This window comes from Blautia obeum ATCC 29174 (assembly GCF_025147765.1).
Lineage (GTDB): Bacteria > Bacillota > Clostridia > Lachnospirales > Lachnospiraceae > Blautia_A > Blautia_A obeum.
In genome coordinates this window covers 2,341,344-2,354,127 of record NZ_CP102265.1, presented here as the reverse complement: position 1 = coordinate 2,354,127, position 12,784 = coordinate 2,341,344, and the positions used below count along the sequence as shown (strand labels likewise).

13 protein-coding genes are annotated in these 12,784 nt (G+C 40.1%); 10 read left to right on the top strand and 3 right to left on the bottom strand.

The features are described from left to right. Positions 1-137 precede the first annotated feature (137 nt). The 5 genes from NQ503_RS11395 (at position 138) to NQ503_RS11375 (ending at position 4,376) form a co-directional block, all read left to right on the top strand. Positions 138-305, top strand: a complete 168-nt coding sequence (locus tag NQ503_RS11395; RefSeq protein ID WP_005427410.1) for a hypothetical protein — start codon at positions 138-140, stop codon at positions 303-305. Between the two features lie 176 nt (positions 306-481). Beyond that, on the top strand, positions 482-1,141 hold the full coding sequence (locus NQ503_RS11390) for an SDR family NAD(P)-dependent oxidoreductase (protein ID WP_005427413.1): 660 nt from the start codon (positions 482-484) through the stop codon (positions 1,139-1,141). Positions 1,142-1,177: 36 nt separating this feature from the next. Then, positions 1,178-1,786, top strand: a complete 609-nt coding sequence (locus NQ503_RS11385; protein ID WP_005427424.1) for an NUDIX hydrolase — start codon at positions 1,178-1,180, stop codon at positions 1,784-1,786. Then, entirely contained in the window at positions 1,767-3,131 is a 1,365-nt protein-coding gene (locus NQ503_RS11380; protein WP_044926140.1) for an MATE family efflux transporter, read from the top strand. Before NQ503_RS11385 ends, NQ503_RS11380 begins: the two co-directional genes overlap by 20 nt. A gap of 159 nt (positions 3,132-3,290) precedes the next feature. Beyond that, a complete protein-coding gene (locus NQ503_RS11375; RefSeq protein WP_055065525.1) occupies positions 3,291-4,376 on the top strand; it encodes an NAD(P)H-dependent flavin oxidoreductase in 1,086 nt (361 codons plus the stop codon). Here NQ503_RS11375 and NQ503_RS11370 read toward each other — a convergent pair. Further along, the gene (locus tag NQ503_RS11370; protein WP_055065524.1) at positions 4,358-5,029 is read right to left on the bottom strand and encodes a restriction endonuclease; all 672 of its coding nucleotides are present in this window, start codon (positions 5,027-5,029) and stop codon (positions 4,358-4,360) included. The two genes, NQ503_RS11375 and NQ503_RS11370, sit on opposite strands and share 19 nt — an antisense overlap. Before the next feature lie 145 nt (positions 5,030-5,174). Here NQ503_RS11370 and NQ503_RS11365 point away from each other — a divergent pair, with 145 nt between their 5' ends. Then, the gene (locus tag NQ503_RS11365) at positions 5,175-6,164 is read left to right on the top strand and encodes a nucleotidyltransferase family protein (protein WP_005427434.1); all 990 of its coding nucleotides are present in this window, start codon (positions 5,175-5,177) and stop codon (positions 6,162-6,164) included. Between the two features lie 22 nt (positions 6,165-6,186). Here the strand turns inward: NQ503_RS11365 and ilvN are convergent, their stop codons facing one another. Together ilvN and ilvB are read right to left on the bottom strand one after the other, a co-directional pair. Next, positions 6,187-6,696, bottom strand: a complete 510-nt coding sequence (gene ilvN / locus NQ503_RS11360; RefSeq protein WP_005427439.1) for an acetolactate synthase small subunit — start codon at positions 6,694-6,696, stop codon at positions 6,187-6,189. 12 nt (positions 6,697-6,708) lie between these two features. After that, complete coding sequence (gene ilvB / locus NQ503_RS11355; RefSeq protein ID WP_044926103.1) at positions 6,709-8,427, bottom strand: biosynthetic-type acetolactate synthase large subunit; 1,719 nt, start codon at positions 8,425-8,427, stop codon at positions 6,709-6,711. Positions 8,428-8,743: 316 nt separating this feature from the next. Here ilvB and NQ503_RS11350 point away from each other — a divergent pair, with 316 nt between their 5' ends. The 4 genes from NQ503_RS11350 (at position 8,744) to NQ503_RS11335 (ending at position 12,770) form a co-directional block, all read left to right on the top strand. After that, positions 8,744-9,661: a radical SAM protein gene (locus NQ503_RS11350; RefSeq protein WP_005427443.1), complete on the top strand. Its 918-nt coding sequence runs from the start codon at positions 8,744-8,746 to the stop codon at positions 9,659-9,661. After that, on the top strand, positions 9,662-10,954 hold the full coding sequence (gene rlmD, locus NQ503_RS11345; protein WP_259892545.1) for a 23S rRNA (uracil(1939)-C(5))-methyltransferase RlmD: 1,293 nt from the start codon (positions 9,662-9,664) through the stop codon (positions 10,952-10,954). Positions 10,955-11,118: 164 nt separating this feature from the next. After that, positions 11,119-11,898, top strand: a complete 780-nt coding sequence (locus NQ503_RS11340; protein WP_005427446.1) for a hypothetical protein — start codon at positions 11,119-11,121, stop codon at positions 11,896-11,898. A gap of 35 nt (positions 11,899-11,933) precedes the next feature. Next, positions 11,934-12,770 (top strand): hypothetical protein, encoded by an 837-nt coding sequence (locus tag NQ503_RS11335; RefSeq protein ID WP_005427447.1) that lies wholly within the window; start codon positions 11,934-11,936, stop codon positions 12,768-12,770. The last annotated feature ends 14 nt before the right edge of the window (positions 12,771-12,784 follow it).

The window sequence follows — 12,784 nt, the reverse complement described above, 5'->3', positions numbered from 1 at the left end:
AGAAATGGTCGCCGATCTGGCGACCATTTTAAGTTCGACGGATAGAACTCTTGTGGTGTTTTTAGCTTCATAAAGGTCTTTGCCAACTTTATGTCCACGTTTTTCATACTAAAAATCCGGATCAGGCGTACGAAGAGATGGCAAGTGGTTTTGAAGAAGTAACAGCAGAAGATGTAGCCAGTGACGTAAAAGGTTTAAAATTCTTTGGAAAAGAAGACAATGAAAAATTGAATGATGAAAGCAACGCTGATTCCATTTATGTGATCAGTCAGAAAACAGGATCCTCTGAAGTAAGAAAATTTTGAGGATTCTGTTTTTTTGTGCAATTTTATTTTGAAAAACATGTATTATGATAAATCGACTTTTAATTTCCGATAGATTCTGATAAACTGATATGGCAAAATATTTTCAACTGTTGAAAAGAGAATGATGTATGGTGCTTTATGCATTTCGATGACAGAAAATACAGGAGGGTTAGGGCATGAAAGTACTGATAACAGGGACAAGTTCCGGAATAGGGAAAGGGATTGCAGATAAATTTCTAAGAGAAGGACATCATGTTACTGGAATTGATTGTAATAAGTCAGCTATTCAGCATACTGCTTACAGACATATCTGCATGGACATCCGTGATAAGATGCATTATCCGGAGTTAGGGCCTTTTGATATAGTGATTAATAATGCAGGCGTACAGAATAACAATGATATTGATGTGAATTTAAAGGGAACCATCGATATTACTGAGAAATACGGAATACACCCGGGGATTCGCGCAGTACTTATGATAGGATCGGCCAGTGGACACAACGGGTCAGAATTTCCGGAATATGTAGCAAGCAAAGGCGGGGTCCTTTCTTACACAAAGAACATTGCTCTCCGTATCGCAAAATATGGTGCAACATGCAACAGTCTTGATTTTGGAGGTGTTCTGACAGAACTGAATAAACCGGTTATGGAGGATAAAGTTCTGTGGAATGAGATTATGGAACAGACCCCCCTGAAGCGGTGGATGACAGTTGAGGAAGCGGCAGACTGGGCATATTTTATGACAGTTACCAATCGTTTCTGTACCGGACAGAATATTCTGATCGATGGTCTTGAAGCCGGAAATGCACATTTCGTATGGCCGGAAGAACAGTAGCAAGGTGGCATATATAGAATCAGGGAGATAGATATAATGACTTGTGAAGAACTGACAGAGCGGATAAAAAAATACAGACCTTTTAATGAACAGGAAGAAGCGGATAAGGTGTTGATTCTTGACTGGATCAGGAATAATAAAAATGCATTTTTTAGGGAAAATATGGTGGCACATATGACAGCATCCGCCTGGGTAGTAAATAAAGACAGAAGTAAGGTACTTATGATATATCATAATATATATAATTCCTGGTCATGGCTTGGCGGACATGCGGATGGAGAGACTGATCTTTTGGCTGTTGCCATTCGAGAGGTGCGTGAAGAAGCCGGCATTGCCCATGTGTATCCTGTGTTGGAAGAAATATTTTCTCTGGAATCACTGACTGTGGATGGCCATATCAAAAAGGGCAAATATGTATCCAGTCATTTGCATCTGAATATTACTTACCTTCTGGAGGCTGATCCTGAGGAACATCTTTCTATAAAAGAGGATGAAAATAGTGGTGTGGCATGGTTTACACCGGAAGAGGCACTTGAAAAGTCTACAGAGCCATGGTTTGTAGAACGAGTATATAAAAAACTGATAAAGAAGACAAATCTGCTAAACGGAGTGAGAGTGAATGAAAATGAAGTCAGCACAGAATGATATGACTGTTGGGAATCCTATGAAAATTATACTGAGTTTTACATTTCCAATTTTTCTTGGAAATGTGTTTCAGCAGTTTTACAATATGGCAGATGCTGTGATCGTTGGTAAGTTTGTGGGAAATAAGGCGCTGGCAGCGGTTGGAAGTACCGGAACGATCATGTTTCTGATCTATGGATTTGTAGTTGGAATGACCGCCGGGTTTACAGTTCTTACGGCTCAGAAGTTTGGAGCAGGTGATATGGAGGGAATGCGTAAGACGGTTGTCGGAGCAGGTGTTCTCTCGTTTGTGATAGGAACAATACTGACGATTTTGTTTATGGTATTTATGAAGCCACTTCTGATCCTTATGAATACGCCATCTGACATTTTTGCAGATTCATATGCATATATTATGATCGTCAGTGGAGGAATTCTTGCACAGATGCTTTATAATCTTTTGTCCAGTATTCTGAGAGCGCTTGGTAACAGCAAACTTCCTTTATACTTTCTGATCATCAGTGCACTTTTGAATATTATACTTGATCTGGTATTTATCATTAGATTTCAGATGGGAGCCAAAGGTGCGGCAGTGGCAACGGTGATCGCACAGGGAACATCCGGTGTACTCTGTCTGTTGTATATCATTGCAAAAGTACCGGTACTTCATATCAAAAGGGATGACCTTCAGGTGGGCGGTACGATTTATAGCAATCAGCTTCGGATTGGGATTCCGATGGCACTGCAGTATTCAATCACAGCAATTGGAACTATGATGGTACAGTCTTCATTGAATATTCTGGGATCTACACTGGTGGCAGCGTATACGGCAGCAGGTAAGATTGAACAGGTGGTCACCCAGGCCTATGGTGCAATGGGAACGACGATGGCAACATATGGAGCACAGAATATGGGAGCTGGCTCTGTGAAACGAATCCGGGAAGGTTTCAAAGCATGTACGATCGTTGGTGTGGTATATTCCATTGTAGCTGCAACGTTTATTATGACTGTCGGAAAATTCATGACCTATCTGTTTGTTTCTGAGGATGTGAAGGTGATCATGAGTTCTGTAGATATTTATCTGAAATGTATTGGGATTTTTTTTATTCCTCTTGCTGTGGTTAATATCTATCGAAATGGAATTCAGGGCCTGGGCTATGGATTGCTTCCGATGATGGCAGGTGTTGCAGAGTTGACCGGACGTGGAATAGTGGCTGTGATTGCTGGTAAAATGCGAAGTTATCCTGGAGTTTGTCTTGCAGGTCCGGCAGCATGGGTACTGGCAGGCGGTTTGTTGCTTGTTATGTATTTTTATATTATGAATGTACATATGAAGAAAGTTTTTGGGACAAATGGGAAAGACTGATGAGATCTTTCCCTTTTCTTTTTTATAGAGAATGTAGTAATGAAAACTACATGATAAAGAAAAAGAATCAAGAATACGTTGACAGGAATAATTAAACGGTTTATACTATCAAATAGTTTGATAATCAAAATAAATGCGGGATAACAGGAGGAAATACAAATGCATACAGATAGAAAAACGTTAAAGCCACTGAAAATAGGAGAATTGACAGTAGAGAAACCAATCATACAGGGAGGTATGGGAGTTGGTGTCAGTCGAAGCAGTCTTGCCGGAGCAGTGGCGGCAGAGGGAGGTATTGGTATTATTTCGACGGCTCAGATAGGATATGATGAAGAAGGTTTTGAAAAAGATCAGGCAGGATGCAATCGTATTGCAATAAGAAAGCATATTCACAGGGCAAAAGAAATAGCTGAGGGAAAAGGACTGGTTGGAGTAAATATCATGGTCGCACTGAAACACTATAAAGAACATGTACAGGAAGCGGTCCGGGCAGGTGCAGATGTGATCATCAGTGGAGCAGGACTTCCAATGGATCTCCCAAAACTGGTGGGAAACAATAAGACAAAGATAGCACCGATCGTTTCTTCCAGAAGAGCGACACAGCTTATTTTGAAAATGTGGGCACATCGTTATAACCGGACAGCAGATTTTATTGTGGTCGAGGGCCCAAAAGCAGGCGGACATCTGGGATTTTCCCGGGATCAGCTGGAGAATCTGGAGACTCTTGATTATGATCATGAAATCAGGGAAATCATTGCATGTAAAGCACTTTATGAAGAAAAATATGGAACAAAGATTCCGGTGATCGTTGCTGGTGGAATCTTTGACAGGGCAGATATTGATCATATGACAGAACTGGGTGCAGATGGGGTACAGATTGCCAGTAGATTTGTGGCAACAGAAGAATGTGATGCATCAGATGCCTATAAAAATGCATATATAAACGCGAAAAAGAAAGATATTCAAATTATCCAGAGTCCGGTAGGTATGCCGGGAAGAGCTCTTCGCAATGAATTTATCAAGGAACTTGAAATTGCAAGAAAGCCAATTACAAAATGCTATAACTGCTTGGAAAAATGTGAGCCACGATCAGTGCCATATTGCATTACAAAAGCACTGATCGATGCAGTCAGAGGCGATGTGGAAAATGGCCTTGTGTTTTGCGGGGAGAATGTAGACCGTATTCAAAAGATGACAACCGTACATGAACTGATGCAGGAACTCTGCTACGGGATAGGTTCCTGATTGCGGAATCTTGCATACAGCGCATGTCCAATCGTAATAAAAGCAGGCAGAAGCATCAGTATTCCATACCAATTGGAATCAGAAGTCAGAACCAGAGGGAGAATCGTCCAGAGAAAAATTCCAAAGTACAGCATTCCAGAGAGGATACATGGCAGAAAATGATTCCATCCAAACAGGGCGGATAATGAAGCAAGGATCAGCATCAATAGATTCATATAGGTACGGATCGTTCCTTCAGGGAAATTCAAAAGCCGGGCGGATGCACACATACAGAGTCCGATTGTTAGGAAAAAAAGATTAAATATACGCATGAGTCTGGATATCACAGATGAACTTCCGTTTGGAGAGCAGTGTTCCCAGAGTTCTACGCCAAGTTTGTCAGCCAGTTCTCTGGCCTGCCGCGTGAAGGTACTATTGGTCATGACCATTGCGACATCACAGTCATAGAAGTCTGCACCTGCATATGCTTCCTGAATTGCTTTATTGCCGACAGGATAAGAATAATATTTACACTGGATTCCATATTTTATTCCATTTTTCTGTGCGAGGATATCAACACCCTGATCACCGCTGCCTTTAGTGACAGCAACTTTATGGAAACCTCGATATCTCAATAATTCTGCACAGCGGTGTTCGAATTGCAGACCATCCATGGGTTAATAATCCTTTCTTATATCTGAGAGATTATCCTTTATTTTAACTGTGGGGCATACGAGATGTCAATAAAAGAATATTAGTGACATAATGCTTGATAATATAGGAGTTTCTGATACAATGTTGAGAAAGGAGTGATGGTTTATGATTACATTAAATGATTACCTTTATTCAGGTGATACGATTCTTCGTATCCTGCACAATTATATTCATGATCTGAGAGCAGAGGCCAAAAAGACACATAATGAGGTTGATATGATTCACTGTAATTTCCTGATCCTTATCAGAGAATTGTTGGAACATAACGATTTCCTTACTGCACAGTCTCAGCAGATCAGGGAATTTTATAAATATATGTCCAGGGAATATCCTTTTCTTGCATTTACATTTAAAGGACGAATCAAATCCCTGATACGTGCAGAAGAGAAATTTAACGGGTATGTAGTGGAATATATTTATGATTATTATACAGAGCATGGAGAATACCCACCACTGGCGGATTTAAAAAACAGATTAAGTTGTTTTCGAGATTTTATTGCGTATCGTATTGTGATTTCGATGCCGAGATGCCATCTGAAGAGTGAAGCAGACCGTGAGCAAGAAGAATTAAAATATCTGTATCAGATTGCAAATGTTCTTCCAGGTTTTCTTGAGGAAAGAGGATTTACAGCAGAATCGGCACATGGAGTCAGAAAAAGCGGCTCACCGCTTCTGAACGAGGATGTCAAACCTTATTACAGAGACTATATCCATGGAACAGATTCCGATGGATATCAGTCTTTACATATTACGTTTTATGATAACAGTTCCAGATCTTATATGGAAGTTCAGCTTCGTACAAAAATCATGGATGATATTGCAGAGATTGGAGCGGCCAATCATCTTGGATATGAGAAAAAACAGGAAAGTGAAAGAGCCAGAAGAGATGCAATTCCAAAAGGAGAATGCATTTATTTTGATGAAGCTTATGAGAGAGGAATGAAGCTTCTCGGACTGGAATTGTCCAAACTGGATGTGAATATGTTTTCTGCGGTTAATAACAGTCTGATCAATGACGGCTGCGGATTGTACCGCGGCCGTCTGATTCTTCCGTATGAACATCTTTCGAGATTTCAGAATGATCTGATCGACTGAATAAATGGTTGGAGAGAGGGCATCAGCGTTCCATCATGCTGATGGATTCGATGCCCACGCTTCCACCACGGACCACTTCTATATTTTTGAATTCTTCTTTGATCAGTTTGATAACTGCATCATTCTTGGTTGCTGTCTGAACAAATTCAAGGAGCAGACTGTCTTTGCCATAATCAATGACTCTGGCTTTGAAGGTTTCTGCAATCTGAAAAAGTTCTACTTTATCGGCAGCAGTACATTTCTTGACTTTGATATAAAGAATCTCTTTCATACGAACAAAAACGTCTGTAAAATCAATAACTTTAATGACTTCTACCATACGGTTGAGCTGCTTTTTTATCTGCTCAAAAGTTTCGTCATCACTGACAGTTGCGATGGTCATTCTTGATACGGTCGGATCCTCGGTGGTACCTACTGTAAGACTGTCCAGATTATAGGACTTTCCGGAAAAAAGACCGGAAATCTTGGATAGAACACCGACCTGGTTTTCAACGTAAAGAGAGATCCATCTAGTTTTCATACCTTTATCCATTTTTGATTCCTCCTAACAATCCATGATCAGATCAGCGAGTGTACCACCTGGCTTGACCATTGGATACACCATTTCTTCTGGATCAATGATAAATTCAATCACGGTAGGTACTTTGGTACTTTTGCGAGCTTCTTCAAAAGCTGCTGCGATTTCCTCACGTTTCGTTACACGGATTCCTTTGGCACCGTAACTTTCAGCAAGCTTAATAAAGTCCGGAGTATATTTCGGATATTCTTCCCCGTTAGTACGACGGGACAGTGCACCGGATCTTAAATTGGTCATGGAGTAGCGTTTTCCGTAGAAAAGTTTCTGCCACTGACGAACCATTCCAAGATAAGTATTATTAAAGATACAATTGATGATCGGCAGTTCTTCGAGTACTGCCGTTGCCAGCTCCTGAATATTCATCTGCATACCACCGTCGCCGGAGATTGAAATAACCGGAACACCCGGATTACCAATCTGAGCACCGATCGCACCCGGAAGGCCATAGCCCATGGTTCCAAGTCCACCGGACATGATAAGCTTGCGGTTTTCAGTAATATCAACGAACTGGGAGGTAAGCATCTGATGCTGTCCGACATCTGTAACGATGATTGCCTTGTCGAATTGTTTATTGATCTCATTGAAAATATCAAGAGGTCCCATCAGAGGACGATTTTTCATGGAAAGTGGATGTTCATTTTTCCATATGTCAATTTCTGTACGCCATTTTTTCGTATTGCATTCTGTTACATATTCGGCCATTTTAGTGATGGCTTCTTTTGCATCGGCAACAATCGGAACATCTACATGAATATTTCTGGAAATGGAAGCCGTATCAATGTCGATATGGACAATCTGTGCATTTGGAGCAAATTCATGAAGTTTACCTGTGATACGGTCGTTAAAACGTGTACCGATAGAGAAAAGCAGATCACAGTTGGTAACTGCCATATTTGCTGCATATGCACCGTGCATTCCGAGGTTTCCGATAAAAAGAGGATGCTTCGTAGAGATAGCACCGCGGCCCATGACTGTAGTTACGACAGGAACCTGAGTTTTTTCAACTACAGAAGTAAAAATTTCATTTGCATTTGCAATATTGACACCGCCACCTGCCAGGAACAGAGGCTTTTTTGCCTTTTGAAGCATCTTCAGGGCTTTTTTGAGCTGGCCCATATGTACACTGGTATTTGGTTTGTAGCCACGGATATTTACAGTTTTTGGATACTCGGCGCTGCCAAGTTCTGCCATAACATCTTTTGGAAGATCGATGAGGACAGGACCCGGACGACCGGCTCTTGCAATATAAAAAGCTTCTTTGATAATGCGACCGAGATCTTCACGATTACGGACGGTAACACCATATTTGGTAATGCTTCGTGTGATACCAACGATATCTACTTCCTGGAATGCATCATTTCCGATCAGATGTCTTGCAACCTGTCCGGTGAAACATACAAGGGGAACACTGTCATAGTTTGCAGTAGCCAGTCCGGTAACAAGGTTGGTAGCTCCGGGACCGCTGGTTACAAGACAGACACCGACTTTACCGGTCGTTCTTGCATAAGCATCAGCTTCATGCACCAGAGCCTGTTCGTGTCTTGGCAGGATGATATCGATCCCGCTCTGTCTGTATAATTCATCACTGATATCAATGGTACATGCACCTGGATAGCCAAATAAAGTAGTGACACCTTCTTCTTTTAAGGCTTTTACCAGTAATTTATTTCCTGAAATCTGTCTCAAATAGATTACCTCCTTGATCAAATTTAGTACGGTAAGACGGCAATTTTGCAGAGCAATTTGCTGCATAAAAAAATCCCAAGCATATAAATACTCAGGACGGAGATCCGCGGTACAATTATGTAAATAATTATAAAATAAGAAGATATATTTGTCAACGGATGGCAAATGGAATTCGGCGGGACCTGAATTTTTTATTTAAGTCAGAAGTGAAAGTGGAAAAGGAACGGAATTTATGGTATCCTTACAGTTCAGGATATGTGATACACTTAAGAATTTTCGATGTGAGGAAACTATGGACTATAGGAGATAAAACCGCATGGATGTAACAGATAAAATCAGACCATGGATGAAAGAATGCCGACTATGCCCACGTAACTGTGGTGCAGATCGTATGGCCGGTCAGAAGGGATTCTGTGGTACAGATACAGAGATCATGGTTGCAAGGGCTGCTCTCCATATGTGGGAGGAGCCCTGCATTTCCGGGAAAGAGGGATCAGGAGCTGTATTTTTTTCCGGATGTTCGCTGGGATGCAATTTCTGTCAGAACAGAAGAATATCCAGGGGCCAGAGGGGAAAGAAGATTACACAGGAACACCTGGTAGAACTTTTTTTTCAATTGCAGGAGCAGGGGGCAAATAATATTAATCTGGTAACGGCAGGACATTTTTTACCACAAGTTGCTGTTGCTTTGGAAATGGCGAAAGAACAGGGATTACATATTCCGGTTGTGTACAACAGCAGCGGTTATGAAAAAGCGAAGACTCTAAAAATGCTGGACGGGTTGGTAGATATTTATCTCCCAGATTTCAAATACATGGATGCAGTTTTGGCAAAAAAATATTCTCATGCGCAGGACTATCCGGAAATTGCAAAAGAAGCCCTGAGTGAAATGGTCCGACAGGTTGGGGAAGCAGAATTTGACAGTCGTGGTATGATGAAAAAAGGAGTAATCGTCCGTCAGTTGTTATTACCGGGCCATGTAAAAGATGCAAAGAATGTGTTAAAATATCTCTATGAGACTTATGGTGACAGGATCTATATCAGTATGATGAATCAGTATACGCCGATGCCAGCGATGAAGGATGATCCGCAGTTATCAAGAAAAGTAACGGACAGAGAGTATGAACGATTGATTGATTATGCGATTTCACTTGGACTGAAGAATGGATTTATGCAGGAAGGTGAAACAGCAAAAGAAAGTTTTATACCGGAATTTGATGGAGAGGGAGTATAAATGGCAGAGAAAAAAACAGGAAAAAAATTTGTTCAGAAACCGAAGTTTAGGAACGAGAAAAAATATAAAACAGATAAAACAGAAGTTAAGAAATATAACACTTTCGGGAAAAAAAAGGCAGAGAAAAAAATTGTTGTAAAATCAGAGAAATCACTTTGTCCGGTACATGGAAAATGTGGTGGATGTCAGCTTCTGGATATGCCATATGAGAAGCAGTTGAAACAGAAGCAGAAGCAGGTAAATAAACTTCTGAAGCCATACTGCAATACAGAGAAGATCATTGGAATGGAAAATCCGTTCCATTATAGAAATAAAGTACATGCAGTATTCGGACATCGGAAGGATGGTACTGTGATTTCCGGAATTTATCAGCAGGGAACACATTTTATTGTACCGGTAGATGAATGTCTGATTGAAGATAAACGTGCAGATGCGATCATCCGTGATATTCGTGATCTTTTGAAATCTTTTAAGATCAAAACGTATAATGAGGATACTGGCTATGGTTTGTTCCGCCATGTACTGGTGCGAACCGGACATCACAGTGGACAGGTGATGGTAGTGTTTGTAGTGGGATCACCAATCCTGCCATCCAAGAATAACTTTGTTAAGGCACTTCGGAAACTTCATCCAGAGATCACGACGATCATTCTGAACGTAAATAATCAGAAGACGAGCATGATCCTCGGAGAAAAAGAAACAGTACTGTATGGTAAAGGGTATATTGAAGATGAACTTTGTGGACATATATTCCGTATTTCATCCAAATCTTTCTATCAGGTAAATACAGCCCAGACAGAGAAACTTTATACAAAGGCAATCGAACTTGCTGGTCTTACAGGCAAAGAAAGAGTGATCGATGCATACTGTGGAATCGGAACAATTGGCTTGATTGCCAGTGATAAAGCGAAGGAAGTTATCAGTGTGGAACTGAATCCGGATGCAGTAAAAGATGCAATTGTGAATGCGAAACGTAATGGAATTAAAAATGTGCATTTTTATCAGAATGATGCTGGTGTATTTATGCGTCAGATGGCAGATGAGGGAGAAAGTGCAGATGTTGTATTTATGGATCCACCACGAAGCGGCAGTGATGAGAAGTTCCTGTCATCGGTTGTGACATTGAATCCCAAACGCGTTGTTTACGTATCCTGTGATCCGACCACGCTTGCCCGTGACCTTAAATATCTGACCAAACACGGATACAGCGCCGTTACTGCCGTACCGGTTGATATGTTCCCTGCGACGGAACATGTGGAGACGGTCTGCCTTCTGTCAAGAAAAGCCCAATAAATCAAAGGTTTCTGCGATTTTGGAAGAAAAATAGATGTGTGTTTCTGTTTCCGCAGAGTGATGATATAATCGGAGATTTACCCCAGGGGATAGACTTTGGAGAACGGGAAATATACATTTTAGCGAAAGAATACTTTTTCGCAAAAGTAAGTAGGAGGTGTCGTATGGAAGAACATAATGAGCTTGATGTTTTAAGTGAGACAAATTACATTGATGTATTAAAAGATATTCTTGAGACTTTTATGAACGAAGCAACAGATATTGCTGTGCAGGTGATGAATTCAGATATTGTGCAAGATGGAACAGAAATCTTATCACAGGTTGGTGAAGCGGTTTCTGGAGCCATTAAATCGCTAAAGGTTGCGCAGAAAATTGCAAGCATACCAACGGCTTTATATATGAAAAAGTTTGGGAGGTATTGTAAGGGGTTAACAACGATACCTCTGGAGAAAAGGCAAAAATATATGAAACTTCTTGGCAAAGAGAAGTTTAATAAAGAAAGTGTATTTGTGCTTAATGTAATAAATAGAATTGAGGAAAATGAGAAGATTCCTTTGTTTTTAAAGATTCTTAACGCCAAAATGGATGGCTTTATTGATGATAATGAGTACCATAGATTAATGATTTTGACAGATCGTACATTGTATAGCGATTTATTATATTTGAAGGATAATATTACAGAAGACCCTGTTAAATTGAATTCGGATTCTGACTATGGTCTTGCGTCAAGTGGTTTGCTGGTTGCTGCGGGGAATGAATGGGTTGAAGGCATGGATGATGCAGACAACGGTGTCCGATTTAATTATACCTTGGCGGCAAAGAAAATGGCATATATTTTCTTCGGTGTTGAGTGTGCTATGAAACCATCCAATAAAGGTATAACAATTTTAGTTGCAGCTTCGAACGAGGAAGTGGAAGAACAACTCAATGAGCTTTTTAAATAATAATTTTGAAGTATGGGAAGAAATGAGGAAATAAGATGACCACAGAGTTATTAGAGATAATGCAAAAAGATATAAAACGATGTGAAGATGCTCAAAGTTCAAATGAAGGTACGCGTCGTTTGTACCAAGCATTGATTGCAAAATATAATGGAATATTTGAAGGTTTTGAAAAGGACATACCAACCTCTGGAAAGGCAGCTTTTGGAGGTGGAGAGTTTAACTATAGACCAGAGCTGAATGCAATTAAAGAAAAATTAGAGTTACTCATTGTAACAGATAATGACAAAGATCCTCTGTTTAATTTTAAAGTTATGTATGAGGATGATTTGGAGTCGTTGAAAAAAGCTATTTCCGATGCTGAAAATAGAGAGACACCAGAATCAGCAAAATTACAGCTGTATAAAGATGTAACTGCAAAGTATCATCCGTATATACCTAAACTTAGCGATGGTCTATATGATTATATTCAGGCATATGCATTTTATGATGATGTGTCTGGAGAATCGTTATTTCATAATCTTAAGCAAGTATATAATAAAATGTTGTCTTTTAAAGCGTTGGGGTATCCTTCACTGAAAGAAACGGTTCCACAGAGCGTCCCAATGGTGCAGATAACAAATACAAACGAAAACAAAGTTGATGTCAATATTTCCTTTAGTGATGTAAGAAAAGAAATTGAGAATATGTCGGCATTGCCGGATGCTGAAATAGAGGAAATTTTGTATAAAATTAACGAATTAGAAAAAATTGTTAAATCTTCAGACCGCAAATCAAAAAAGTGGGAAAATGCAAAAGGAATTGTTAAATGGATTGCTGATAAAGGCGTTGATGTAGGAATTGCATTGTTGCCGTTGTTATTACAGATTAAATAAGCATACATGAATTA

Coding starts and splice junctions, on each gene's coding strand:
- ilvN (WP_005427439.1), bottom strand. CDS start 6,696: ATGGATAAAGGTATGAAAACTAGATGGATCTCTCTTTACGTTGAAAAC.
- NQ503_RS11350 (WP_005427443.1), top strand. CDS start 8,744: ATGGATGTAACAGATAAAATCAGACCATGGATGAAAGAATGCCGACTA.
- NQ503_RS11385 (WP_005427424.1), top strand. CDS start 1,178: ATGACTTGTGAAGAACTGACAGAGCGGATAAAAAAATACAGACCTTTT.
- rlmD (WP_259892545.1), top strand. CDS start 9,662: ATGGCAGAGAAAAAAACAGGAAAAAAATTTGTTCAGAAACCGAAGTTT.
- NQ503_RS11375 (WP_055065525.1), top strand. CDS start 3,291: ATGCATACAGATAGAAAAACGTTAAAGCCACTGAAAATAGGAGAATTG.
- NQ503_RS11370 (WP_055065524.1), bottom strand. CDS start 5,029: ATGGATGGTCTGCAATTCGAACACCGCTGTGCAGAATTATTGAGATAT.
- NQ503_RS11380 (WP_044926140.1), top strand. CDS start 1,767: ATGAAGTCAGCACAGAATGATATGACTGTTGGGAATCCTATGAAAATT.
- NQ503_RS11340 (WP_005427446.1), top strand. CDS start 11,119: ATGGAAGAACATAATGAGCTTGATGTTTTAAGTGAGACAAATTACATT.
- NQ503_RS11395 (WP_005427410.1), top strand. CDS start 138: ATGGCAAGTGGTTTTGAAGAAGTAACAGCAGAAGATGTAGCCAGTGAC.
- NQ503_RS11335 (WP_005427447.1), top strand. CDS start 11,934: ATGACCACAGAGTTATTAGAGATAATGCAAAAAGATATAAAACGATGT.
- NQ503_RS11365 (WP_005427434.1), top strand. CDS start 5,175: ATGATTACATTAAATGATTACCTTTATTCAGGTGATACGATTCTTCGT.
- NQ503_RS11390 (WP_005427413.1), top strand. CDS start 482: ATGAAAGTACTGATAACAGGGACAAGTTCCGGAATAGGGAAAGGGATT.